This is a genomic window from Chromobacterium subtsugae (assembly GCF_001676875.1).
Taxonomy (GTDB): domain Bacteria; phylum Pseudomonadota; class Gammaproteobacteria; order Burkholderiales; family Chromobacteriaceae; genus Chromobacterium; species Chromobacterium subtsugae.
The window spans coordinates 268,212-290,563 of the sequence record NZ_JYKA01000004.1 but is presented as its reverse complement, the minus strand read 5'-3'; the positions used below and the strand labels follow the sequence as shown (position 1 = coordinate 290,563).

23 protein-coding genes and 1 pseudogene are annotated in these 22,352 nt (G+C 66.1%); 12 read left to right on the top strand and 12 right to left on the bottom strand.

What is annotated here, in order from left to right; genetic code table 11:
• Positions 1-6 precede the first annotated feature (6 nt).
• Both phoR and tal read left to right on the top strand, forming a co-directional pair.
• A complete protein-coding gene (phoR, locus tag MY55_RS07205) occupies positions 7-1,314 on the top strand; it encodes a phosphate regulon sensor histidine kinase PhoR (protein WP_043578258.1) in 1,308 nt (435 codons plus the stop codon).
• A 106-nt stretch (positions 1,315-1,420) separates the two neighbouring features.
• Positions 1,421-2,482: a transaldolase gene (gene tal, locus MY55_RS07200; RefSeq protein ID WP_065202164.1), complete on the top strand. Its 1,062-nt coding sequence runs from the start codon at positions 1,421-1,423 to the stop codon at positions 2,480-2,482.
• Between the two features lie 71 nt (positions 2,483-2,553).
• On the opposite strand, the gene MY55_RS07195 is transcribed toward tal, so the two are convergent.
• Complete coding sequence (locus MY55_RS07195; RefSeq protein ID WP_043578264.1) at positions 2,554-3,084, bottom strand: hemerythrin domain-containing protein; 531 nt, start codon at positions 3,082-3,084, stop codon at positions 2,554-2,556.
• An 84-nt stretch (positions 3,085-3,168) separates the two neighbouring features.
• On the opposite strand from MY55_RS07195, the pseudogene MY55_RS24720 reads away from it, so the two are divergent.
• Both MY55_RS24720 and ampD read left to right on the top strand, forming a co-directional pair.
• Positions 3,169-3,729 (top strand): annotated as a pseudogene (locus MY55_RS24720) (GNAT family N-acetyltransferase); the annotation flags it as partial.
• 6 nt (positions 3,730-3,735) lie between these two features.
• The gene (gene ampD / locus MY55_RS24715; RefSeq protein WP_461610014.1) at positions 3,736-4,311 is read left to right on the top strand and encodes a 1,6-anhydro-N-acetylmuramyl-L-alanine amidase AmpD; all 576 of its coding nucleotides are present in this window, start codon (positions 3,736-3,738) and stop codon (positions 4,309-4,311) included.
• Between the two features lie 5 nt (positions 4,312-4,316).
• On the opposite strand, the gene MY55_RS07185 is transcribed toward ampD, so the two are convergent.
• The 4 genes from MY55_RS07185 to MY55_RS07170 are packed head-to-tail and all read right to left on the bottom strand — an operon-like array spanning position 4,317 to position 7,367.
• Positions 4,317-4,772, bottom strand: coding sequence for a hypothetical protein (locus MY55_RS07185; RefSeq protein WP_043578269.1), 456 nt, complete (start codon positions 4,770-4,772; stop codon positions 4,317-4,319).
• A complete protein-coding gene (locus MY55_RS07180; RefSeq protein WP_065202163.1) occupies positions 4,769-6,097 on the bottom strand; it encodes a chorismate-binding protein in 1,329 nt (442 codons plus the stop codon). The genes MY55_RS07185 and MY55_RS07180 overlap by 4 nt, the downstream gene beginning before the upstream one ends.
• Entirely contained in the window at positions 6,094-6,837 is a 744-nt protein-coding gene (locus tag MY55_RS07175; protein WP_043578275.1) for a queuosine precursor transporter, read from the bottom strand. The genes MY55_RS07180 and MY55_RS07175 overlap by 4 nt, the downstream gene beginning before the upstream one ends.
• Complete coding sequence (locus tag MY55_RS07170; RefSeq protein ID WP_047236570.1) at positions 6,834-7,367, bottom strand: helix-turn-helix domain-containing protein; 534 nt, start codon at positions 7,365-7,367, stop codon at positions 6,834-6,836. Before MY55_RS07170 ends, MY55_RS07175 begins: the two co-directional genes overlap by 4 nt.
• A 495-nt stretch (positions 7,368-7,862) precedes the next feature.
• Here MY55_RS07170 and MY55_RS07165 point away from each other — a divergent pair, with 495 nt between their 5' ends.
• Entirely contained in the window at positions 7,863-8,429 is a 567-nt protein-coding gene (locus MY55_RS07165; RefSeq protein ID WP_065202162.1) for a phosphohydrolase, read from the top strand.
• A 69-nt stretch (positions 8,430-8,498) separates the two neighbouring features.
• Here the strand turns inward: MY55_RS07165 and kup are convergent, their stop codons facing one another.
• Positions 8,499-10,364 carry a low affinity potassium transporter Kup gene (gene kup, locus MY55_RS07160; RefSeq protein WP_043578284.1) on the bottom strand — a complete coding sequence of 622 codons (1,866 nt, stop codon included), beginning with the start codon at positions 10,362-10,364 and terminating at the stop codon, positions 8,499-8,501.
• A 321-nt stretch (positions 10,365-10,685) separates the two neighbouring features.
• On the opposite strand from kup, the gene MY55_RS07155 reads away from it, so the two are divergent.
• From MY55_RS07155 to MY55_RS07145, 3 genes are read left to right on the top strand one after another with little or no spacing between them, the layout of a single operon-like run.
• A complete protein-coding gene (locus tag MY55_RS07155) occupies positions 10,686-12,392 on the top strand; it encodes a proline--tRNA ligase (protein WP_043578287.1) in 1,707 nt (568 codons plus the stop codon).
• Complete coding sequence (locus tag MY55_RS07150; RefSeq protein WP_043578290.1) at positions 12,392-13,033, top strand: lytic transglycosylase domain-containing protein; 642 nt, start codon at positions 12,392-12,394, stop codon at positions 13,031-13,033. The genes MY55_RS07155 and MY55_RS07150 overlap by 1 nt, the downstream gene beginning before the upstream one ends.
• A gap of 44 nt (positions 13,034-13,077) precedes the next feature.
• The gene (locus MY55_RS07145; RefSeq protein WP_065202161.1) at positions 13,078-14,382 is read left to right on the top strand and encodes an Nramp family divalent metal transporter; all 1,305 of its coding nucleotides are present in this window, start codon (positions 13,078-13,080) and stop codon (positions 14,380-14,382) included.
• Positions 14,383-14,451: 69 nt separating this feature from the next.
• Here MY55_RS07145 and MY55_RS07140 read toward each other — a convergent pair whose 3' ends face one another.
• Positions 14,452-14,949, bottom strand: coding sequence for a MarR family winged helix-turn-helix transcriptional regulator (locus tag MY55_RS07140; protein ID WP_043578296.1), 498 nt, complete (start codon positions 14,947-14,949; stop codon positions 14,452-14,454).
• A 256-nt stretch (positions 14,950-15,205) separates the two neighbouring features.
• On the opposite strand from MY55_RS07140, the gene guaD reads away from it, so the two are divergent.
• Positions 15,206-16,513: a guanine deaminase gene (guaD, locus tag MY55_RS07135; protein ID WP_065202160.1), complete on the top strand. Its 1,308-nt coding sequence runs from the start codon at positions 15,206-15,208 to the stop codon at positions 16,511-16,513.
• A gap of 187 nt (positions 16,514-16,700) precedes the next feature.
• Entirely contained in the window at positions 16,701-16,991 is a 291-nt protein-coding gene (locus MY55_RS07130; RefSeq protein WP_043578302.1) for a hypothetical protein, read from the top strand.
• 3 nt (positions 16,992-16,994) lie between these two features.
• On the opposite strand, the gene MY55_RS07125 is transcribed toward MY55_RS07130, so the two are convergent.
• A complete protein-coding gene (locus MY55_RS07125; RefSeq protein ID WP_043578304.1) occupies positions 16,995-17,423 on the bottom strand; it encodes a carboxymuconolactone decarboxylase family protein in 429 nt (142 codons plus the stop codon).
• A gap of 222 nt (positions 17,424-17,645) precedes the next feature.
• Between MY55_RS07125 and MY55_RS07120 the strand changes: the two genes are divergently transcribed.
• Positions 17,646-18,539, top strand: a complete 894-nt coding sequence (locus MY55_RS07120) for a LysR family transcriptional regulator (RefSeq protein ID WP_043578307.1) — start codon at positions 17,646-17,648, stop codon at positions 18,537-18,539.
• On the opposite strand, the gene MY55_RS07115 is transcribed toward MY55_RS07120, so the two are convergent.
• Genes MY55_RS07115 through MY55_RS07100 form a run of 4 tightly spaced genes read right to left on the bottom strand, consistent with a single transcriptional unit; the run spans position 18,540 to position 20,385 of the window.
• A complete protein-coding gene (locus MY55_RS07115) occupies positions 18,540-19,055 on the bottom strand; it encodes an RDD family protein (protein WP_043578310.1) in 516 nt (171 codons plus the stop codon).
• Between the two features lies 1 nt (position 19,056).
• On the bottom strand, positions 19,057-19,449 hold the full coding sequence (locus tag MY55_RS07110; protein ID WP_043578313.1) for a DUF3106 domain-containing protein: 393 nt from the start codon (positions 19,447-19,449) through the stop codon (positions 19,057-19,059).
• Complete coding sequence (locus MY55_RS07105; protein WP_043578316.1) at positions 19,442-19,822, bottom strand: DUF3619 family protein; 381 nt, start codon at positions 19,820-19,822, stop codon at positions 19,442-19,444. The genes MY55_RS07110 and MY55_RS07105 overlap by 8 nt, the downstream gene beginning before the upstream one ends.
• Positions 19,819-20,385, bottom strand: a complete 567-nt coding sequence (locus MY55_RS07100; protein WP_043578319.1) for an RNA polymerase sigma factor — start codon at positions 20,383-20,385, stop codon at positions 19,819-19,821. Before MY55_RS07100 ends, MY55_RS07105 begins: the two co-directional genes overlap by 4 nt.
• 193 nt (positions 20,386-20,578) lie before the next feature.
• Here MY55_RS07100 and ilvB point away from each other — a divergent pair, with 193 nt between their 5' ends.
• Positions 20,579-22,345, top strand: a complete 1,767-nt coding sequence (ilvB, locus tag MY55_RS07095; RefSeq protein WP_047244077.1) for a biosynthetic-type acetolactate synthase large subunit — start codon at positions 20,579-20,581, stop codon at positions 22,343-22,345.
• The last annotated feature ends 7 nt before the right edge of the window (positions 22,346-22,352 follow it).

Here is a 22,352-nt window from a genome sequence, read left to right as displayed (position 1 = left end):
GGCTTGATGCGCGAATTTCTGCAACGGACCCTGCTGTGGCTGACGGGCATCGTCGTCGTCAGCGGCGGCTTCTGGGCGCTGTCCTCGGCCACTGACGCGCTGCTGGCGCTGGCGATCACGCTGGGCGCCTGGCTGGCCTTCAACCTCTACCACATCGCGCTGCTGCTGCGCTGGCTGCGCCATCCGGTGCCGGAGCGGGTGCCGGACGGCTTCGGCGTCTGGCATTCGGTGTTCATGACGCTGTACCGCACCATGCGCAACCAGAGCCAGAGCAAGAAGAAGCTGACTCACGTGCTGGAGCGCTTCATCAACGCCGGCGAGGCGATGCCGGATGGCGTGGTGGTGTTGGACGAGCATGACCGCATCGAATGGGTGAATCCGATGGCGGTGGAGCACCTGGGGTTGGACCGCAAGCGCGACGTCGGCAACCAGATCCTCAACCTGATCCGCCAGCCATCGTTCCACAGCTATATGAAGAACGCCAGCTTCAGCCAGCCGCTGGTGCTGAACTTCGTCCAGCCGCGCGAACTGGTGATTTCGCTGCAGCTGGTGCCGTTCGACTCCACCCGCAAGCTGCTGCTGACCCGCGACATCACCCAGCTGGAGCGGGTGCAAACGGTGCACCGCGATTTCGTCGCCAACGTCTCGCACGAGCTGCGCACGCCGCTGACGGTGGTGGGCGGCTTCCTGGAGACGCTAGGCGACATGCCTGAGGTGGACGACCGCACCTTCCGCCAGTTCCTGCCGATGATGCTGGAGCAGTCGCGGCGGATGCAAAGCCTGGTGGAAGATCTGCTGGCGCTGTCGCGGCTGGAGAACAGCCCCAAGGCGGCGAGTTCGGAAAAAGTGGACATGCGCGACATGCTGGACACGCTGATGGTGGAGGCCGAGGGCCTGTCCCAGGGGCGGCATCAGGTCAAGCTGTCCGGCTGTTGCGACGCCGGCCTGTGGGGCAGCGGCCAGGAGCTGCATTCGGCCTTCGGCAACCTGGTGTCCAACGCGGTGCGCTACACGCCGGAAGGCGGCAGCATCACGCTGGCCTGGCAGGAGGAGGGCGAGCAGCTGCGCTTCTCGGTCAGCGACACTGGGATCGGCATCCCGCGCGAGCATATCCCGCGGCTGACCGAGCGCTTCTACCGGGTGGACCGCGGCCGTTCGCGCGGCAGCGGCGGCACCGGCCTCGGCCTCGCCATCGTCAAGCACGTGCTGGCGCGCCATCACGCCCGGCTGGAAATCAAGAGCGAGCCCGACAAGGGCAGCACCTTCAGCGTGGTGTTCCCGCGCGAACGCCGCAACGACAGCCAGGCCGCCTGAGCGGTCTTCGATCCAGCGCAAGCCGCCGCGACAATTTTCTTGGCGCGGCGGTTGCGGCGCGCTACGATGTCTGTCTTTACCTCAAGCAATTCCCGGACGCCTCACCATGAACCGTTTGCAAGCCATCCGTCCGTTCGGCCAGCGTATCTGGCTGGACAATCTGTCCCGTGAACTGATCGCCTCCGGCGAACTGGCCCGCCTGCTGGCCGACGACGGCATCGCCGGCGTCACCTCCAATCCGGCCATCTTCTACAAGGCGATCAGCTCCGACGCGAGCTATCAGGGCGAGCTGGCCGTGCTGAAACAAGACGCGGCGCTGTCCGCCGAAGCGCGCTACGAAACGCTGGTGGTGGCCGACATCCAGGCCGCCTGCGATCTGCTGCTGGCGCAATACGAAGCCAGCCAGGGCAACGACGGCTACGTCAGCCTGGAAGTGTCGCCGGAACTGTCGCGCGACGAAGCCGGCACCTTGGCGGCCGCGCGCCGGCTGTGGGCCGAGATCGGCCGCGCCAATGCGATGATCAAGATTCCGGCCACCGCCGAGGGCATCCGCGCCTTCCAGACGCTGACCCGCGAAGGCGTCAACGTCAACATCACGCTGCTGTTCTCGCTGCCGCAAGTGGAAGCGGTATGGGACGCCTACATCGCCGGCCTGTCCGCGCGCCTGGCCGACGGCCAGCCGGTGGCCGGCGTCAAGGCGGTGGCCAGCTTCTTCCTGTCGCGCGTCGACAGCCTGCTGGACCCGCAAGTGGCCGAGCAGCACAAGGGCAAGGTGGCGATCGCGCTGTCCAAGGCAGCCTACGCCCGCTACCAGCAACGCTTCCACGGCGAGGAGTTCGCCAAGCTGCGCGCCGCCGGCGCCCGTCCGCAATTCCTGCTGTGGGCGTCCACCGGCACCAAGAACCCGGCTTACCGCGACGTGCTGTACGTGGAGAGCCTGATCGGCGACGAAACCGTCAACACCGTGCCGGACGCGACGATGGCCGCCTTCCGCGACCACGGCGACGCCGCGCTGACGCTGCCGCAGGGCATGGACGCGGCCCAGGCGCTGCTTGCCGAAGTGGAAGCCGCCGGCGTCGATCTGGCCGCTGTCGGCGAAAAACTGCAGCAGGACGGCCTGAAACTGTTCGAGGACGCTTTCGCCCAGTTGCTGAAACTGACGGCCTAAGCGGCCGCCCTGGCGGGAAAGAACGGGTTGCCGGCGCGAGCGGGCAACCCGTTTTGCGTTAGCGCGCCGGCTCAGCCGCCGGTTTGGCGGCGCTGGGCCATGCGGGCGCCGGCGGCGCGCAGCTCTTCCGCGCTCAGCGCGCTGGCGGCGGCGGGGAAGAGCCAGGCCTCCTCGGCGGCGGCGTGCTCGCGGTACTGGCGGGCGAATTCCTGCAGCTCGTTCTTGCTGATCTGGCGGATGCGGCCGTCGCGCAGCGACAGCAGGTCGTCGCGGATGGCGTTCCAGCACGAGTGAAGGTAGCCGTGCTCGGCCGCCAGCTGCTCCAGCCTGGATGCGGCGGCGGGCACGCGCGCCTCGATCAGCGGGAACAGCTCTTCTTCCTCGTCGGTATGGTGGGCGGGGCCGGCGACGTCGAAGTAGCGCACCACGTCGTTGATCGCGTTGCGGGCCGCTTCGTCGACGCCGTGCTCTTCGATGTAGGGCGGCAGCTTGTCCAGGGTGTCGCAGAAGCGGCGGATCTTGTCGTGACAGGCCTGCAGCATTTCCAGCGGCTGTTCGAAGCTGGGCGCCGCGGCGCCGCCAAGGGTGTCGAGCGTAAGCATGAGGGTGGTCTCCTGCGTGGGTTCTGGCATGATTGTGACGCCATGCCGAAACCGTGGACATGATGCGCCTCAAGCGTAAACTCGATGCGGCGGAAAAGACGGCCGCTTACGCGATGCGCGACGCAAGTTCTTGATACCGCTTTGCGCGGTGGAACACAAGCCGGATTTGTACGATGCCGTCCGGGGCATAGACGATCGAGGAGCAGAATGGATTTGCCGTTTGAAGTGAAGGAGTTGGACCGCGGCGACGCGGAGCTGGCGCAGCGGGCGCTGCGGCTGCAGCTGGCCGCCCACCGCGTCGAGGTGGAATGGCTGGACTATCCGGCGCTGCCGCTGCTGTGGCCGGACCTGGCGGCGTTGCTTTCTTGCCGCGACCGCATCCTGGCGGCGTTCGAGGGCGGCGAGCTGCGCGGGCTGGTGGTGGCGTCGCGCCGGCTGGACGGCGGCCTGCACATCGAACGCACGGTGGTGGACCCTGCGCATTTCGGCTGCGGCTGGGGCTACCGGCTGCTCAACCGGGCGTTGCACGGCGAGACGCGCGCCAGCGTCGACACCGCCGAAGTCAACCAGGCGGCGATCGCGCTCTACCACAAGGCGGGCTTCGTGCTGGAGCGGCGCTGGAGCGTGCCGGACGGGCTGGCGCTGTGGCGGATGGACTACCGGCCGGCCGCGCCGCCGGTCCTGTCGCTGGCCCCGGACGGCTGGATGCGCGGCGCGCTGCAGCAGGCCTCGCCCAATTGCGACGAGCGCAGCCCGGGCTGCGCGCCGGAGCTGCTGGTGATACACAATATCAGCCTGCCGCCTTACCGCTATGGCGGCCCCGGCGTGCAGCAGCTGTTCGGCAACAGCCTGGACCCGGACGAAGACCCGTATTACCGCGGCATCCACCAGCTGCGGGTGTCGTCGCACTTCTTCATCCGCCGCGACGGCCAATTGCTGCAGTTCGTGCCGGTGGGGCAGCGCGCCTGGCATGCCGGGGTGTCCTGCTGGCGCGGCCGCGAGAAGTGCAATGACTTTTCCATAGGCGTGGAGCTGGAGGGCTGCGATTTCGAGCCGTTCAGCGAGGCGCAATACCGCACGCTGGCGGCGCTGGGCGCGGAATTGCGCCGCCACCTGCCGCTATCGGCGTTGGCCGGCCACGAGCACATCGCGCCCGGCCGCAAGACCGACCCCGGCCCCTGGTTCGATTGGGCGCGCGCGCAGGCGGACTGCGGCCTGGCGCTGTAGCGGCGCTATTTCAGCGTCAGGTAGGGACGGGGGTGATCCTGGAAGGTCAGCTCCTCGTCCGGCAGCGTGAAGGCGGCGTACAGGAAGCCGATGTAGAAGGCCAGCTCGTCGGACAGCTTGCCGATCACGTCCAGATTGCTGGGCAGGTCGCGGTAGGGAATGGCGATCCTGGCGTTTTCGTCGGCGACGAAGGCCACATTCTGGTCGAAAATGACGCTTTGCAGCCGGAAGTCGCCGGCTATGGCGACCTGGCTGAAGTCGTACTGCGCCAGCAGCGCGGCATTGCCGCGCGCCACTTTGCCGGCCACCACGCCGGCCAGCAGAATCTCGTCCTTGGCCAGCCCGCGGATATCCTGCAGCCGCACCGGCCGGTCCAGTCCGACCCGGTAGGTTTTGGCGGTGTTCACCAGCCGGATGGTGATGGCCTCGCCGCTGATGTCCTCTATCGTCAGCGCTTTCATAGCACGCCCAGGATCAGCGCCGCCTTGGCTTCCAGTTCCCTTTGTTCGGCCGGCGCGCTGGAGTGGCGGGTCAGGGTGCTGCCGACTCGGGTGGTGGCGACGCCGTCGCGGAGCAGCGCGCTGCGGATGATGGTGCCCAGGTCGACTTCGCCGGCGGCGGTCAGATAGCCGAAGGCGCCGCCGTACCAGTGGCGGCTTTCATGCTCGGCCAGCAGCCGCGCGGCGGCGGCGGTCGGCGTGCCCAGGATGGTGGCCGGCCACAGGTGATCGGCTATGGCGTCGGCCGCCGTGCATCCTTCCCGCAGCGTGGCCGCCACGTGCGCCGAAGTGTGGAACACGTTGGCGAATTTCTCTATTTCCTTGGCCGCCAGCAGCGTCGCGTCGCGGCAGCTGGCCTGTTTGGCCGCCAGGTCGGCGCGCACGCATTCCGCCAGTTCGAAATCGTCTTTCTCCGAAGCCAGCAGTTTGGCGATCTGCGCGCGGTCTTCCGTTTCGTCGCGGCCCCGGGCGACGGTGCCGCAGATCGGGCTGGTCTCCACCCGGCCACCGCGGATGCGCAGGAACATCGCCGGCGACGCGCCGGCCAGCTGGAAGGGGCCGGCGTCGAAAAACAGATTGTACGGCGCCAGGTTTTTCGCCTGCAGCGCCTGGTAAATCTGGTAGGCGTTGCGGGCGGTGGGGCGGCGGATGGCGAAGCTGGGGTTGACCGAGCGTACTTGGCCGTCGGCGATTTGCTGGCTGGCGGCGCGGTACATCGGCCCATGCTCGGCGTTGCGGCCGGCGGCGAAGCGGTCCAGATCGATGAAGCGCGCCAGGTCGGGCGGCGGCGCCGGGCCGTCGTCGGCCTCGGGGTCGACAAAGTATCCATGCGGCTGGCCGTCTACGCTTAACTGCTCCGGCAGGTGGAACAGGCCGAGCAAATCGCAGGGCAGGCCCAGTTCGGCATGGAGCAGCTCGTAGGTGAAGAAACCGTATAGGCCGAAGCAGGCATCGGCCTGGAACGGCTGCAGCAGCCCCAGCAGCTGCGCCAGCCGCCGCCGCAACGGCGCGCTGGCGTCCAGCGCCAGGCTGAAGGCGTCGCCGTCGCCGTCGCGCCGCAGCGGCAACCGCTCCGCCAGCGCCCGCAGCATGGCCAGGCCGTTGGCGCTGCGCGGCAGCAGCATGACGCGGTCGGCGAAAAACAGCAGCGTCAGCGACGCCCGCTCCACCCGCCGCGATTGGCGGCGGTATTTGCGGGTGTAGTCGTAATTGCTTTCCAGCGCGAACAATGGCGCGGCGGCGGTTTGGCCGGCGCGGGGCCGGTGATGAAGGACGATGGGTTTCATACTTGCAGGTAGCGCGAGGAGAATTTGATTTTCTTGCTGGACGGCGCCGGCTCCAGCCAGGCCTGGTAGCGGTACAGCAACTGGACGATGTATTGAGAAATCCAGGACAGCAGCACGGTGGACGAGAATTTGAACATCAGGCTGAAGGCGAAGATCTTGACGATGGTGGCGAAGGGGAACACGCCGTAAAAGGCGATCATGAAGCAGATGGCGGTGTAGACCACCTCGCCTATCACCGAGGAGAAGACGTCGCGGACGAAGTAGAAGCGGCTGGACCACAGCCGTTTCAGGTAAAGCAGGAAACGGGTGTTGAACTGGCTGCCTATCAGGCAGCCCAGCGCGAACGAGATCGAGCCCCTGACGATATGTTCGCTGATCAGCACATAACTTTGGTTCAGCGCCGCGCAGTGGTCGCGTTCGGCCAGCGGCAGCAGTCCGCAGTCGCGCTGCGACTGGCTGAGCGCGGTAAAGGAGACCGCGAAGACGATCTCGGCGAGGCAGGTGGCGAACAGGATCTGGTTGGAGCGGTTCTTGCCGTAGACCTCGGCGATGGGGTTGAGCAGCATCAGGATGATGGGCATGGTGAAGGTGCCCAGGCTGGCTTCCGTGCCGAAAATCTGGATGACCTTGTATGAGGTCAGATTGGACACAATCGCGGAAATCAGGATCAAAAAGGACAGGATGACGATGGGGTCGACCGCGGCCAGCGATTTGCCGGCCAGTTCTCTGATGGTTCTCATTGGTTTTTCCTGAAGGTGATGCCGATGATTCTGCCCAGCGGCGGCTTGCCGTTGTCGCCAAGGCAAAGCGCGTCGTGGTGCGGGTACACCAGGTTTGCCCCGTCGCGCTCTCCGGTTTGCACCAGCACGACGGCGCGGGCCGGAAACAGCGCGGGGCGGAACAGCGAGCGGTCTATCGCCAGAACGGCTTCGCCCGGCGCATGCTGCAGCAGCACGTATTCATCCCATATCGGCAGGCCCGGGCCGCGCAAGGACGGCAGCTGGCTCAAATGGGTCAATACCGGCGCCATCCGGCCCGGCGCGGCGCCATGGCCGGACAGGCTGATGTCCAGCGCGTTGCCGATGGCGTGGGCATTGCTGAACGACAATTCCCTTTCTTCGAACAAGCCCTTGTGCAAAGTGGACTGCTTGATGCCGGTCATTCGGGCCAGCGCGCTGATGGTGAGTTTTTGATCGTGAATTTTCTTGATGGCCTTCAGCTTGAATTCATTCAGCGAAGTATTGTTTTTAGGGAGGTCTTTTGCGTGCATGACACGAATCCTCATCAAGAATAGGTTTTAATTTCGATATTACGAATTTAGAAATTCACGTTAATTGAAGCGTCGCGAATATCCTGCCCGGAATGGCACTGGAAAATCAGTTCGGCGCTGTGCTAAATTTCGGGTTTATGACTGGTGTCATAGCAAGTTTCTGTTTTATTAGTCTTTCTTAGAACATATTCGGCATCCGTCGCCATTCTTCCTGAATGTTTTACGTCGGCGGAACACCGGAGTTCATTCCAATGGAGGCTTTATCGCCAGCGTGGTTGCATGAATGGCGCTGGCGATTCGGTTATTTGGGGCGAACCGATTCTATTCTATTGGAATTAATTATTTCAATTATTAAATCAAAATAAATTTCGTCGCCGCGCCGCGTGGCCGGCCGAGGCGGAATGGCGCTCATGCGGGCATCGGCGGCGCGGCCGGGCGCGGGAATGGGCGTGAAGCAGGCCTGCCTGCCGGCGGGCCGAGTCAATGGAGCGGTTGATGAGAAATGCATTTATTCAGACGGTGTCCGGCCGCTATCTCAATGTGCTGGACCCGCGGCCCGACGATATCGACATCGCCGACATCGCCCATCATCTGGCGCATCTGTGCCGCTTCGGAGGCGCTTGCCGCCAGTTCTACAGCGAGGCCGAGCATGCGATCCGGATGGCGGAGATCCTGCCGCCGCGGCTGCAACTGGCCGGCTTGCTGTACGGCGCGGCCAAGGCCTACGCCGGCGAGGTGGTGAGGGCGGACACCTACGAACGCTCGCCGCTGCAGGGCCGGGTGGGCGCGGCGGTGGAAGCCCGTTTCGGCCTCAGCCTGTCGGGAGAGGACCGGGCGATGCTGGCGATGGCCGACGCCAGGCTGCTGGCGACCGAACGCCGCGACCTGATGCCGCCGGACAATGTGGAATGGCCGATATTGATGGGGGTGCAGCCGTTGCCGGAGAGGATCTGGCCGATGACCATCGCGCAGGTGCTGGCCGCCTTCTGCACGGCGTACGAGCAATATCTGTGCTGGGGCGCGCGGCGGGAGAGCCCGCTGCGCCGGGTGGCCAGGCGCTAGCAGCGGGCAAGCGGGCGACGCGCCGGAAGCGGCGCGTCGCGGCAAACAGCCTGGCGATGGCCGCCGGGCTTACAGTTCGACCTGGGCGCCCAACTCCACCACCCGGTTGGTGGGCACCTGGAAGAAGTCGGTGGCGCGCATCGCGTTCTTGCTCATCCAGACGAACAACTTTTCGCGCCAGCGGGCCATGCCCGGCCGCTCGGTGGGGACGATGGTTTCGCGCGACAGGAAGAACGAGGTGTCCATCAGCTCCAGCTCGAAGCCTTCCTTCGCGCACATTTCCATCACCTGCAGCACGTTCGGATCTTCCTTGAAGCCGTAGCGCGCCACCACCCGCCAGAACGACGCCGACATCTGCACCACTTCCAGCCGCTCGTCTTCGGCCACATAGGGCACGTCCTCGGTGCGCACCGTCATCAGCACTACCCGCTCATGCAGCACCTTGTTGTGCTTCAGGTTGTGCAGCAGCGCGTGGGGCACGCCGTGCAGCGTGCTGGTCAGGAACACCGCGGTGCCTTCCACCCGCGCCGGCGGGTAGGCTTCCAGGTTCTGGATGAAACCGTCCAGCGGCAGCGCCTGTTCGCGCAGGCGCTTGAACAGCAGCTCGCGGCCCAGCTTCCAGGTGCTCATCAGCGTGAAGATGGCCATGCCCATCACCAGCGGCAGCCAGCCGCCGTCGGCCACTTTGTGGATGTTGGCGGCGAAGAAGGCGGTGTCGATCACGCCGAACAGCAGCGTGATGCCCAGCGCCAGCGGCAGCGGCCAGCGCCAGTTGACCCGCGCCACCACGAAGAACAGCATGGTGGTGATCAGCATGGTGCCGGTGACGGCGATGCCGTAGGCGGCGGCCAGGCTGGACGAGCTCTTGAAGGTCAGCACCACCACCAGCACCGCGATCAGCAGCGCCCAGTTGATGAAGGGCATGTAGATCTGGCCGATTTCCTTCTCCGAGGTGTGGTTCACCTCCAGCCGCGGGCAGTAGCCCAGCAGGATGGCTTGGCGCGTCAGCGAGTATGCGCCGGAAATCACCGCCTGCGACGCGATCACCGTGGCCAGCGTGGCCAGCACGATCATCGGCAGCAGCGCCCAGTCCGGCGCCAGCAGGAAGAACGGGTTCTTGATGGCGGCCGGATCGCGCATCAACAGCGCGCCCTGGCCGAAGTAGTTGAGCGCGAGGCCGGGCAGCACCAGCGCGAACCAGGCGCGGCGGATCGGCGTTTTGCCGAAGTGGCCCATGTCGGCGTACAGCGCCTCGGCGCCGGTCAGCGCCAGCACCACCGAGCCCAGCGTCAGGAAGGCGTGGAAGCCGTGCTGGTGCAGGAAGGCGAACGCGTGCCAGGGGTTCAGCGCCTGCAGCACCGCCGGCTGCTGCAGGATCTGGTTGAGGCCGAGGATGCCGAGGATGGCGAACCACACCATCATCACCGGACCGAACAGCAGGCCGACGCTGGCGGTGCCGTGCTTTTGCAGCAGGAACAGCCCCACCAGCACGCCGACCGCCACCGGCAGCACGTAGGCCTCCATGCCGGAGGAGATGACTTCCATGCCCTCGGCGGCGGACAGCACCGACACCGCCGGGGTGATGATGGCGTCGCCGTAGAACAGCGCCGCGCCGAACAGCCCCAGCATGACGATCTTCCAGCGCGCGGCATGGGTGGTGTAATGGCGGGCCAGCGCCATCAGCGCCATGATGCCGCCTTCGCCGCGATTGTCGGCGCGCAGCACGAAGGCCACGTACTTGATCGACACGACGAAGATCAGCGACCAGAAGATCAGCGACAGGATGCCGAAGATGTTGTCCGGGGTGGTGGGGATGCTCTGGCTGACGAAACACTCGCGCAAGGTATAGAGCGGGCTGGTGCCGATGTCGCCGTAGACGACGCCGAGCGCGGCCAGGGTCAGGCCAGCCATCGCCTGTTTATTGTGATCCTGCATAAGCTTCCATAACGGTTATGCGTCGCTGCTGGCGCTGCCGCAGCGGCGTGGGGACCCGGAGGGGCGTCGATGGCTGCCGCCATCCCCTCATTGTTGATGATGGAGGCGGAATAAAAAAGCCATAAACGGTCCGGCTGCGCGCAGGTTACTCCAGACGCCGGGGCGAGCCAAGCGCAGGCGTCCGCGGTGCGCGCACGATTGTTGTACTGCAACAACTGGCCAAAAGCGGTGCGAGCCGGCGCGCGCCGCCGCCGAGGCTTGGCCGCCAGCCCCTGTCAACGCTACAATCGAAGCCATTTAGCCGAATTCCAAGGACGCACCATGCGCGCATCGCAGTTTTTCATCTCCACGCTGAAAGAAGCCCCCGCCGACGCCGACATCACCAGCCAGAAGCTGATGATGCGCGCCGGCTTCATCCGCAAGCAGGCAGCCGGCATCTACTCGTGGATGCCGATGGGCCTGCGCGTGGTGCGCAAGGTGGAAGCCATCATCCGCGAGGAAATGAACCGCGCCGGCGGCATCGAAGTGAGCCTGCCGGTGGTGCAGCCGGCCGAGCTGTGGCAGGAGACCGGCCGCTGGGATGCGATGGGCGCCGAGCTGCTGCGCTTCCAGGACCGCCACGAGCGCGATTTCGCGCTGCAGCCGACCGCCGAGGAAGTGATCACCGACATCGCCCGCCGCGAGCTGCGCAGTTACCGCGCGCTGCCGAAGAACTTCTACCAGATCCAGACCAAGTTCCGCGACGAGCGCCGTCCGCGTTTCGGCGTGATGCGCGGCCGCGAATTCACCATGAAGGACGCGTACTCGTTCGACCGCAGCGCCGAAGACGCCGGCAAGAGCTACGACAATATGTACGCCGCCTACCGCCGCATCTTTGACCGCTTCGGCCTGACCTACCGCGCGGTGGCGGCCGATACCGGCGCCATCGGCGGCGACCGCTCGCATGAGTTTCAGGTGATCGCCGATACCGGCGAAGACGCCATCGTCTACTGCCCCGCTTCCGAATACGCGGCCAACATCGAGCTGGCCGAGGCGGTGGCCCCGGCCGGCGAGCGCGCCGCGGCCGCGGCCGCGCTGGCCAAGGTGCATACGCCCAAGGTCAAGACCATCGCCGAGTTGGTCGATTTCCTCAAGATCGACATCGAACAGACCGTCAAGGCGGTGGTGGTGGAAGGCGAAGAGGACGAGGCCGTGCTGATGCTGGTGCGCGGCGACCACGAACTGAACGAGGTGAAGGCGCAGAAGATCGCCGGCATCAAGAACCCGCTGGCGTTCGCCAGCCCGGCCGCCATCCGCGACGCCTTCGGCGCCAACCCCGGCTCGCTGGGCCCGGTGGGCTTCAAGGGCCGAGTGATCGCCGACCGCACCGTCGCCAAGATGGCCGATTTCGTCATCGGCGCCAACGAGGACGACCAGCACTACACCGGCGCCAACTTCGGCCGCGACTGCGCCGAGCCGGAAGTGTTCGACATCCGCAACGTGGTGGAAGGCGACCCGTCGCCGGACGGCCAGGGCGTGCTGGCGATCCAGCGCGGCATCGAAGTCGGCCACGTGTTCTACCTGGGCACCAAGTACTCGGTGGCGATGAACGCCACCTTCCTGGACGAAGACGGCAAGCCGAAACCGTTCGAGATGGGTTGCTACGGCATCGGCGTCACCCGCATCCTGGGCGCCGCCATCGAGCAGAACTACGACGACAAGGGCATGATCTGGCCGGATGCCATCGCCCCGTTCGCGGTGGTGATCTGCCCGGTCGGCTATGACCGCTCCGAAGCAGTGAAGGAAGCTGCCGACAAGCTGCTGGCCGACCTGCTGGCCCGCGGCGTCGACGCGATCCTGGACGACCGCGGCGAGCGCCCGGGCGCGATGTTCGCCGACTGGGAGCTGATCGGCGCGCCGCACCGCGTCACCATCGGCGACCGCGGCCTATCGGCAGGCAAGGTCGAGTACCAGCACCGCCGCGACAGCGAAGCCACCGCCGTCGCCGCCGATGCTATTCTGGAGCATGTCCTCTCCAAGCTGGCCTGATGAAGACGAGCCTCCTCCTCCCGCTGTTCTGCTGCCTGGCGCTTCTGCACGCGCCGGCGCGGGCCGGCGCGCAGAAGGAGGAGGCCCTGTCGGCCAATGTCGCCTCGGCGATGAGCCGTTCGATTTCCGACGTCAACGCGCCCAGGCTGGTGTTCGACGATCCCCGCGTCGGCCAGGCCTGGCTCGCCGAGATGTCGGCGCGGCTGCAAAAGCGCATTCCCGACGCCTGGATGCGCGAGCGCCTGCTCACCGCGGTCCAGTACGAGGCGACCCGCGCCGGCCTGGATCCGCAGATGGTGCTGGGACTGATCCAGGTGGAGAGCGGCTTCAACAAATACGCGCTCTCCAGCCCCGGCGCGCGCGGCCTGATGCAGGTGATGCCGTTCTGGGTGCGCCACATCGGCGATCCGCGCCACAATCTGTTCGACCTGACCACCAACCTGCGTTACGGCTGCACCATCCTGCGCCACTATCTCGACATCGAGCACGGCAATCTTTACCGCGCGCTTGGCCGCTACAACGGCAGCCTGGGCAAGCCGGAATATCCGGGGCAGGTGATGGGCGCCTGGAAGCGCCAGTGGTCCTGGAGCGCGCCGCCGGCGTTGCAGGCGGTCGGCGACAATCTGCCGCGCGCCCGCTGATCCGCGTTATGCTGGCGGGGAACTGAACTCTCCCCGCGGCCCCCATGTTCTCCCTCCCCACCACCGCCACCGCGCCGTTCTGCCCGGCCGAGGTCAACGGCAGCATACGCATAGACGCGCGCGCCTCGTTCAGCCAGCGCCTGCGCCGCTTCGCCGGCCCCGGCCTGCTGGTGGCGGTCGGCTATATGGACCCGGGCAACTGGGCGACCGACATCGAGGCCGGCTCGCGCTTCGGCTACCAGCTGCTGTGGGTGGTGATGCTGTCCGGCATCGCCGCGATGCTGTTGCAGATGCTGGCGGCCGGGCTGGGGCTGGTGACCGGCATGGACCTGGCGCAGGCCAGCGCCGCGCGCTACGGCCGCGCCGGCCGCCTGCTTCACTGGCTGAGCGCCGAAGTCTCCATCGTCGCCTGCGACGTCGCCGAAGTGCTGGGCTGCGCGCTGGCGTTCAAACTGCTGTTCGGCGTGCCGCTGCTGTGGGGCGTGGCGCTGACCGCGTTCGACACGCTGATCGTGCTGGGGCTGAAGGGACGGGGCTTTCGCCAGCTGGAGGCCATCGTGCTGGGGCTGATCGCCACCATCACCCTGTGCTTTCTGGCGCAACTGGCGCTGCTGGATACCCATTGGCCGGCGGTGGCGGCCGGCCTGGCGCCCAGCTTGCCGGCGCACGACATGGACAAGGCCGTGGTGCTGGCGCTGGGCATCGTCGGCGCCACCATCATGCCGCACAATCTGTACCTGCATTCGTCGGTGGTGCAGACCCGGCGGGTGGAGGGGGGAGACGGCGCGTTGCGGCAGACGCTGCTGCTGTGCCGGATCGACACCATCGCCTCGCTGCTGCTGGCGATGCTGGTCAACGGCGCCATCCTGGTGCTTGCGGGCAGCGCCTTTCATGCCGCCGGCCATACCGCGGTGGCCGACATCGCCGACGCCCACGAACTGATCCGCCCGCTGGCCGGCTCGCTGGCGGCGTTGCTGTTCGGCGTCGCCTTGCTGGCCGCCGGCCAAAGCGCCACCTTGACCGGCACCGTCGCCGGCCAGGTGATCATGGACGGCTTCCTCAAGATCCGCATTCCGTGCTACCAGCGGCGGCTGATCACCCGCGCGCTGGCCTTGCTGCCGGCGGCGGGAGGCATCGGCTGGTGGGGGGAGAGTGCCGTCGGCCCGCTGCTGGTGTGGAGCCAGGTGGTGCTGAGCCTGCAGCTGCCGCTGGCGATGTGGCCGCTGCTGCGGATGACCGGGGACCGGGCGCTGATGGGCGCGCACGCCGCCCTGCGTTGGGTAGTCGTCTGCGGCTGGGGTCTGTTCTGGCTGATATTGGCCGCCAACTGCGCGCTGCTCTTGGGGTGAGCGGCGTGGCGTCGCCTTGCCGGGCGAAGGGCGAAATCAAGGCCGCCCGGGGGCGGCCTGTTCGCGGAATCAGTCTTCCTGCGCCTGCAGCATCTTCTTCAGCAGCCGCGCCAGCGTGTCGCGCTCGTCGGCGTCCAGCATTTCCATCAGCTCCGCCTCCGCCGCCAGGTGGTGGCCGGCGGCGTCTTCTATCACCTGCAGGCCTTTGGCGGTGAGGGTGACGATCACGCCGCGGCGGTCGTCCGGATCGGGCGAGCGGCTGACCAGCGCGGCTTCTTCCAGCCGGTTGATGCGGTTGGTCAGCGCGCCGGATGAAATCAGCACCATGCCTTGCAGCTGGTTGGGCGACAGCTGGTAGGGCTCGCCGCCGCGGCGCAGCGCCGCCAGCACGTCGAATTCGCCTACATTTAAATTGTGCCGGGACAAGTCCTGCAGCACCCGGCGGGTGATGAAGTATTCCATCCGCACGATGCGGCCGATGACTTGGGTGGACGAGGTGTCCAGGTCGGGGCGGACCTCGTTCCACAGGGCGACGATACGGTCAATCTGGTCTGGTACTTGCTGCATGCTGCTGGTTCCTGATCCAAAGGTAAACGCGGCAAACGGGTTCGGGCGCAAGAGTATCACGACTTGAAAATATACTATCTTCATCTAAAGACAAGTTGTTGAAGATCAGCGCTTTGGCGCTTGCGCCGCGGCGGCGGATTTGCCAGAGGCGTGAAACGCGGCTATATTTATACATGAAGATTCTTTATGTGAAGATAAATGCGCCGCGGCTTCCGCACCGGCGCGACAAGGCCGCCTGACGCGGCGGGAGCGAAGCTTGAAAACAGCGGTACGCGGCGATGTGCTGACTTTCCGGGGCAACCCGTTCCGGGAGGCCGAGCAGGACAGCCTGGCATTCCAGCGCGACGCGCTGGTGGTGATGGAAAACGGCCGCATCGCGGCATGCGGCCCGGCGGCCAAGCTGTTGCCGACGCTGACGCCGGATGTCCGGCTGACGCATTACCCCGAGCACCTGATCCTGCCGGGCTTCATCGACTGCCACGTCCATTATCCGCAGACCGAGATGATGGCGGCCTTCGGCGAGCAGCTGCTGGACTGGCTGCATCACTACACCTTCGTCACCGAGCAGGGCTTCGCCGATGAAGTGCACGCGCGCGAAGTGGCGCAGGTGTTCTTGTCCGAGCAGCTGCGCAACGGCGTCACCACCGGCTGCGTGTTCGGCACCGTGCACTCCGCCTCGGTGGAGATCCTGTTGCAGGAAGCGGCGCGGATAGACCTGCGCATCCTGGCCGGCAAGGTGTGCATGGACCGCCACGCGCCGGACGCCCTGCTGGACACGCCGCTGACCGCGTATGAGGATTCGCGCGCGCTGATCCAGCGCTGGCACGGCCGGGGCCGCGCCGAATACGTGATCACCCCGCGCTTCGCGCCGACGTCCAGCCATGGCCAATTGGAAATGCTGGGCGCGCTGGCGGCGGAGTTTCCCGACGTGCCGATCCAGTCGCACATCTCGGAAAACCTCGACGAGATCGCCTGGGTCAAAGCGCTGTTCCCCGGCTGCCGCGATTACGCCAGCGTCTATCAGCGCTACGGCTTGCTGCGGCCGCGCGCGGTCTATGGCCATGGCATTCATTTGTCCGACGCCGAGCTGGAGATGTTCCACGCCAGCGGCGCCTCGCTGGCGCATTGCCCGACCTCCAATTTCTTCCTCGGCTCCGGCAGCCTGGACCTGCGCCGCTGCGTGCTGGGCGACCGGCCGGTGGCGGTGGGGCTGGGCACCGACCTGGGCGCCGGCACCAGCTTCTCGATGCTGCAGACGATGAACGCCGCTTATATGGCGGCGCAAAGCCACGGCAAGCCACTGTCGGCCGCGCAGGCTTTCTATCTGGCCACCCGCGGCGGCGCCGAGGCGCTGGGCATCGCCGACAAGGTGGGCAGCGTGGCGGTCGGCATGGAGGCCGACCTGGCGGTGCTGAACCTGCGCTCCACCCCGCTGCTGGATTTCCGCATGCGCTACGCGCGCGACTTGTCGGAGGCTCTGTTCGTGCAGATGATGCTGGGCGACGACCGCGCGGTGGCGGCCACCTATGTCGCCGGCCGCGAGGTGTACCGCCGCGCGGCGTAAATCGGGCTGGGGCGCGGGGCCAGGCGAGGCGGCTGCGCCTTTTTGTGGATAAGTCCGCGCCATGGCCAAAGCTGTGGATAAGCGCCGCGCATCGTGTTTGCACGTATTTCGCCTGGCCGCGCGCGGCCTTATACCAAGCGGAGGCGGCGCGGCCATCCGGGCCTGCCGCCTTCCGCATGGAGGCCGCATGCCTTTTCCCTGGTTCTGGATTTTCGCGCCGCAGATCAATCTGCCCTTCAGCGGCAATGTGCTGCAGGACATCGACCCGGCCACTTACTGGCTGAACCTGTTCGCGCCGTGGCAGGGCGGCCGCTGGCAATGGCATGATCTGGGCGATTGCCGCAAGGCGCTGGACTTGCTGGCGTTGTCTCCGGCGGCTGCCGAAGACGCGGCCCGGCAACAGGCCTTGCTGACGCTGCGGGCATGGCTGCCGGCGGCGAACCGGGTGCTGGTGTGGCACCCGGCCCATTCAGGCTGAAGCTTACTGCCGCACCGCCACCGCGACGCGGGTGAAGGCGTTCATCAGCGCGATGGCCAGCGTCAGGTCGGAAATCTCCGCGTCGCTGAAGTGTTCGCGCAGCGGCAGGTAGACGCTGTCCGGCGCGCGGCTTTCGCCTATGCGGGTGACTGCCTCGGTCCAGGTGATGGCGGCTCTTTCGCGCGGCGTGAACAGCTTTTCTTCCGCCACATCCCATCCGGCCAGCGCGTCGAGCTTCTCCTGGCTTTCTCCCCTGCGGCGCAGCGCATGGCTGTGCAGTTTCAGGCAGAACACGCAGCCGTTGAGCTGGGCGATCCGCAAATACGCCAATTCGATCAAGGGCAGGCCCAGCGGGCTTTCCGCCAGCGCGTTCTTGCAGGCCAGCAGGCCTTGGTAAGCCTTGGGCGACAGTTGGGTGTAATCGACTCTCATGGTCTTGCTCCTGTTGCGTGATGGGCCGAAGCGCCGTCGGCGGATGGATCGAAGCGCCCCGGCAGCGGCCAGGCCCAGCGGCATCCGCGTCGAAAGGGGCAGGCGTGGGCGCGGCGTCGGGTTCATGGTTTGGCTGGTTTCGATTGGATGAACGCAGTCTAGCCAAACATGGATTATGAAAATAGAATCAAAAAATCAATCTCAAATTCCGTTTTTGCAATCATGCTGGATGATCTGGAACTATTCGTGGCGATCGTGGATGCCGGCAGCCTGAACGCGGCGGCCAAGCGGCTGGGGATGCCGGCGCCGACCCTGACCCGCCGCCTGCAGGCCTTGGAGGCGGGCCTGGACTGCAAGCTGCTGAACCGCAGCGCGCGCCGGCTGGCGCCGACCAACGAGGGCTGGCAATACTACGAGCGCTGCAAGCCGCTATTGGCGGCGCTGCGGCGGGAAACGGCCGCGCTGGATGGAATGCTGAACCGGGTGGAGGGCGTGGTGAGGCTGCTGGCGCCGCTGAGCATGGCCAACGACATGCTGCTGCCGGTGTGGACGCGCCTGCTGCGCGAGCATCCGCGGCTCAAGCTGGAATTGAAGCTGAACAACAGCCTGGATGATTTATACAGCGGCATGGCCGATCTGGCCCTGCGGGTGGGGGAGCAATCGGACGCCGCGCTGCGGCAGCGCAAGGTCGGCATGGTGCGCACCATGCTGGTGGCGGCGCCGGACTATCAGGCTGCGCACGGCAAGTTGGAGCGGCCGGCCGATCTGGCGGCGCACCGCTTGCTGCTGGCCGAGCCGTTTGAGCGTTGGCGGCTGCGGCATGCGGAAACCGGCGAGGAGGCCGCCTGGCCGGCGGAGCCCGATTTGCAGGCCAACGACATGCTGCTGACGCGCCGCCTGGCGGAGGCGGGGGCCGGCATCGCGGTCAGCCCGCTCAGCATCTGCCACCGGCAATTGGCGGAAGGGCGGCTGGTGCGCGTGCTGGAGCAGTGGGAGATCGCCGCCCGGCCGGTTTACGCGGTGTGGCCGCAGCGGCGCGCGCTGCCGGCGCGGGTGCGGGCGGTGCTGGACGCGCTGCTGGACTTCGCGGCCGACGCGCCGCAATTGCGGGGATGACTAGCGGCGCGGCGGCTTGGGCAGCACCAGCAGGCGGGTGCCGGCCAGGCGGTCGTGCAGATGGCGCTTGTCCTTGTCGTAGTAGCGCGCGAGGAAAGGCAGCAGCCACCAGATCAGCGCCAGCCATTTGACGGCGGGATGGTCGCCGTAGCTGCGTTGCCAGCCCAGGTAGGACACCACCGGCAGGCCGACGAACAGCATGGCGGCGATGGCGAAGCGCATCAGCGCCTGCTGCCAGCCAAGCAGCCGGCCATCGGCCGCCACCAGGCGGATATGCCAGGTTTTCATCGCCACGGTCTGGCCGCTGCGGGTCCAGCAGTAGCCGAAATAGGCGAACAGCGCGGCGGCCACGCCCAGCTGGATCAGCGCGTGCAGCAGCGCCGAATCCTGGCCCAGCACCAACTGCAGCGGCGTGAGCGCGGCGCCGACCAGCAGCATGATGGCGACCAGCACCAGCGTTTCGTAGCACAGGCTGGCCAGGCAGCGGAGCAGGCTGGGGACGGGAAAGTCGTTCATCTTATTGCGGGGTTTCCGGTTTGGCGCCGCCCTCGCGCAGGCGCCGCATCACGCGCTCGCGCTGCTCGGGCGGCAGCTGCTGCAATTTTTTCCAGTTGGCGCGGATCTCGTCGCGTTGCGGCTGGCTGAGCTCCGACCAGGCCTTGAGCCGCTGCCGCACTCTTTGCTGCTGCTTGGGCGGCAGGTCGATGAAGCGGGGGACGATGGCGAGCAGGTTCTGCTTCTTGTTGGGCGCGTAACGGTTCCATTCCGCCGCCAGCGGCGACAGCACCTGCTGCTGTTCGCTGTTCAATTGATCCCAGCGGGGATCCGCCAGGGGAGAAGCTTGCGCCAAGGCGGCGGCGAAGAGGCTGGCCAGGCCCAGCGAGCAGGCCAGGCGTCTGGTCTTACTCATGCAGCCCCCGGCTGAAATTGGGCTCCAGCAGGGAGTTGAGCGGCAGGTCCTGCGACAGCACCGCGGCGTCGACCGCTTCGCTCTCCACCAGCAGGCCGTCCAGCAGCATCAGGCCGGCCCCGGTGACCACGGCGAAGCCCAGCGCGGCGCCGCCGCGCTTGAGCAGCAGCGTATGGCGCTGTGCCCAGATCGCCAGTCTTTCCTGCAGGCTGATGTGTTCGGCGGCGCGCTGGTCGAAGCGCTGCAGCGCGCGGGCGCGGGCGACTTTCAGGCGCTCCATCTGGGCGTGGGTGGGTTCGGCGGTGGGGGTGTCCAGAATGCGGGTGATGTGGGACGGCAAATGGTCGCCTTGGCTATCGTTGGCGTGATTCATAGCAGTACTCCCTTTTGCGCAAGAATGGCGGCCAGGGTGTGGTTGGCGCGCGAGCAATGCGTCTTCACGCTGCCCTCCGAGCACCCCATCACCTGGGCGGTTTCGGCAACATCCAGTCCTTCCCAGTAACGCAGCAGGAAGGCCTCGCGTTGACGGGCGGGCAGGAGCTGCAGGGAGGCGTCTATCATCTGCGCCACTTCCTTGCGCTGGTACCACTGCTCAGGATTGGTGTGCGCCTCGTCGGCGGCCACGTCCAGGGTTTCCAGCGGATCCGGGCTGTCGTCCTCGGCATGGGTGGGGATCAGCGAGGACAATAGGGTGCTGACGAAGCTGCGCACCTTGCTGCGTCGGTAGTGGTCGCGGATGGTGTTCTGCAGGATGCGCTGGAAGATCAGCGGCAGTTCGTCGGCAGGCGCGTGCGCGTAGCGGTCGGCCAGCTTCATCATCGAGTCCTGCACGATGTCCAGCGCATTGTCTTCCTGGCGCACCGCGTACAGCGCCTGCTTGAAGGCGCGTTTTTCCACCGACTGCAGAAAGTCGGCCATTTCCTTGCGGCTTGCCATCTGTGCGTTTCAGGTTGATGCCAACCTGCGATGGTAACAGAGCAGGAATCGCTAGGCTAGTACGAGTTTTTCTCCTGAAATAACCGTGATTTAGCGCTTTTTTGCACCTGCACAAAATCGCTTGACCATGGTTTGAGCAATACGCTAAGGTCTTTGAGCAAACGGGATGAAATCAACATGAAATAGAGGCGATATGCAGATATCGGGCGCCGAAATAGTAGTCCGCTGCCTGCAGGAAGAGGGGGCCGAATTCGTATTCGGCTATCCGGGCGGCGCGGTACTGGAAATCTACGATGCCATCTTCCGGCAAGACAAGTTCAAACACGTGCTGGTCAGGCACGAGCAGGCCGCGGTGCATGCCGCCGACGCCTACTCGCGCTCCAGCGACAAGGTGGGCGTGGCGCTGGTGACCTCCGGTCCCGGCGCGACCAATGCCGTCACCGGCATCGCCACCGCGTATATGGACTCCATCCCGATGGTGGTGATCTCCGGCCAGGTGCCGTCGCCGGCCATCGGCCTGGACGCGTTCCAGGAAGTGGACATGGTGGGCATCACTCGTCCCTGTGTGAAGCACAACTTCCTGATCAAGGACGTGAACGAGATCGCCGCCACCATCAAGAAGGCGTTCTACATCGCCAAGAGCGGCCGGCCTGGCCCGGTGGTGGTGGACATCCCGAAGGACATCACCCAGCAGCGCGCGGAATTCCATTACCCGGAAAGCGTGCACATCCGCTCCTACGTGCCGGCCACCCGCGGGCACAGCGGACAAATCAAGAAGGCAGTCAACCTGCTGCTTGAGGCCAAGCGTCCCTTCATTTATGTCGGCGGCGGCGCGGTGCAGGGCCGCGCCGAGGCCGAGGTGACCGAGCTGGTGCGCTCCTTGAACCTGCCGTGCACCAACACGCTGATGGGCCTGGGCGCCTATCCGGGCTCGGACCGCCAGTTCCTCGGCATGCTGGGCATGCATGGCACCTACGAAGCCAATATGGCGATGCAGCATTGCGACGTGCTGGTAGCCATCGGCGCGCGTTTCGACGACCGCGTGATCAGCGTGCCGTCGCATTTCCTCGGCCGTCCCAAGAAGATCATCCACATCGACGTCGACCCGTCGTCGATCTCCAAGCGCGTGCGCGCCGACATACCCATCGTCGGCGACGTCAAGCTGGTGCTGAAGGAAATGCTGGAGCAGCTGAAGCAGTCCGGCCAGAAGCCGGATGGCTCGGCGCTGAACCAGTGGTGGAAGCAGATTGAGGAATGGCGCGGCCACGACTGTCTGCTGTATACGCCGTCCAGCGAGCTGATCAAGCCGCAGATGGTGGTGCAGCAGCTGTACGAGATCACCGGCGGCCAGGCCATCATCACCTCCGACGTCGGCCAGCACCAGATGTGGGCGGCGCAGTACTACAAGTTCGACCGCCCCAAGCAATGGCTGAACTCCGGCGGCCTCGGCACCATGGGCTTCGGCCTGCCGGCGGCGATCGGCGCGCAACTGGCCAACCCCAACGCCCAGGTGGCCTGCATCACCGGCGAGGGCTCGATCCAGATGAACATCCAGGAGCTGTCCACCGCCAAGCAGTACCACACCCCGGTGAAGGTGGTGGCGCTGAACAACCGCTACCTGGGCATGGTGCGGCAGTGGCAGGAGTTCTTCTACGGCACCCGCTACTCCGAGTCCTACATGGACGCGTTGCCGGACTTCGTCAAGATCGCCGAGGCCTACGGCCACGTCGGCTTCAAGGTGGAGAACCCGGCCGACGTCGAGCCGGTGCTGCGCGAGGCGTTCAGCGACAAGCTGAAGGAGCGTCTGGTGTTCCTGGATTTCCGCACCGACCAGTCGGAAAACGTGTTCCCGATGATCCAGAACGGCAAGGGGCTGGATGAGATGGACCTGCCGCCGCACATGCGCGACATCCAGCAGGTGCCTTTCGAGAACAACCGTGACTACGGCAATATGTGCTAAGGCGGCC

What these genes read in the sequence shown, in the direction of transcription:
- MY55_RS07140 (WP_043578296.1), bottom strand. Translation starts at nt 14,949, where the DNA reads ATGCAGCAAGTACCAGACCAGATTGACCGTATCGTCGCCCTGTGGAAC.
- MY55_RS07185 (WP_043578269.1), bottom strand. Translation starts at nt 4,772, where the DNA reads ATGAAAGCGCTGACGATAGAGGACATCAGCGGCGAGGCCATCACCATC.
- MY55_RS07125 (WP_043578304.1), bottom strand. Translation starts at nt 17,423, where the DNA reads ATGAGAGTCGATTACACCCAACTGTCGCCCAAGGCTTACCAAGGCCTG.
- MY55_RS07165 (WP_065202162.1), top strand. Translation starts at nt 7,863, where the DNA reads ATGAGAAATGCATTTATTCAGACGGTGTCCGGCCGCTATCTCAATGTG.
- MY55_RS07105 (WP_043578316.1), bottom strand. Translation starts at nt 19,822, where the DNA reads ATGAATCACGCCAACGATAGCCAAGGCGACCATTTGCCGTCCCACATC.
- MY55_RS07170 (WP_047236570.1), bottom strand. Translation starts at nt 7,367, where the DNA reads ATGCACGCAAAAGACCTCCCTAAAAACAATACTTCGCTGAATGAATTC.
- tal (WP_065202164.1), top strand. Translation starts at nt 1,421, where the DNA reads ATGAACCGTTTGCAAGCCATCCGTCCGTTCGGCCAGCGTATCTGGCTG.
- MY55_RS07180 (WP_065202163.1), bottom strand. Translation starts at nt 6,097, where the DNA reads ATGAAACCCATCGTCCTTCATCACCGGCCCCGCGCCGGCCAAACCGCC.
- MY55_RS07120 (WP_043578307.1), top strand. Translation starts at nt 17,646, where the DNA reads ATGCTGGATGATCTGGAACTATTCGTGGCGATCGTGGATGCCGGCAGC.
- kup (WP_043578284.1), bottom strand. Translation starts at nt 10,364, where the DNA reads ATGCAGGATCACAATAAACAGGCGATGGCTGGCCTGACCCTGGCCGCG.
- MY55_RS07100 (WP_043578319.1), bottom strand. Translation starts at nt 20,385, where the DNA reads ATGGCAAGCCGCAAGGAAATGGCCGACTTTCTGCAGTCGGTGGAAAAA.
- MY55_RS07110 (WP_043578313.1), bottom strand. Translation starts at nt 19,449, where the DNA reads ATGAGTAAGACCAGACGCCTGGCCTGCTCGCTGGGCCTGGCCAGCCTC.
- ilvB (WP_047244077.1), top strand. Translation starts at nt 20,579, where the DNA reads ATGCAGATATCGGGCGCCGAAATAGTAGTCCGCTGCCTGCAGGAAGAG.
- MY55_RS07145 (WP_065202161.1), top strand. Translation starts at nt 13,078, where the DNA reads ATGTTCTCCCTCCCCACCACCGCCACCGCGCCGTTCTGCCCGGCCGAG.
- MY55_RS07175 (WP_043578275.1), bottom strand. Translation starts at nt 6,837, where the DNA reads ATGAGAACCATCAGAGAACTGGCCGGCAAATCGCTGGCCGCGGTCGAC.
- MY55_RS07195 (WP_043578264.1), bottom strand. Translation starts at nt 3,084, where the DNA reads ATGCTTACGCTCGACACCCTTGGCGGCGCCGCGGCGCCCAGCTTCGAA.
- phoR (WP_043578258.1), top strand. Translation starts at nt 7, where the DNA reads ATGCGCGAATTTCTGCAACGGACCCTGCTGTGGCTGACGGGCATCGTC.
- MY55_RS07150 (WP_043578290.1), top strand. Translation starts at nt 12,392, where the DNA reads ATGAAGACGAGCCTCCTCCTCCCGCTGTTCTGCTGCCTGGCGCTTCTG.
- ampD (WP_461610014.1), top strand. Translation starts at nt 3,736, where the DNA reads ATGGACTACCGGCCGGCCGCGCCGCCGGTCCTGTCGCTGGCCCCGGAC.
- MY55_RS07115 (WP_043578310.1), bottom strand. Translation starts at nt 19,055, where the DNA reads ATGAACGACTTTCCCGTCCCCAGCCTGCTCCGCTGCCTGGCCAGCCTG.
- MY55_RS07130 (WP_043578302.1), top strand. Translation starts at nt 16,701, where the DNA reads ATGCCTTTTCCCTGGTTCTGGATTTTCGCGCCGCAGATCAATCTGCCC.
- MY55_RS07155 (WP_043578287.1), top strand. Translation starts at nt 10,686, where the DNA reads ATGCGCGCATCGCAGTTTTTCATCTCCACGCTGAAAGAAGCCCCCGCC.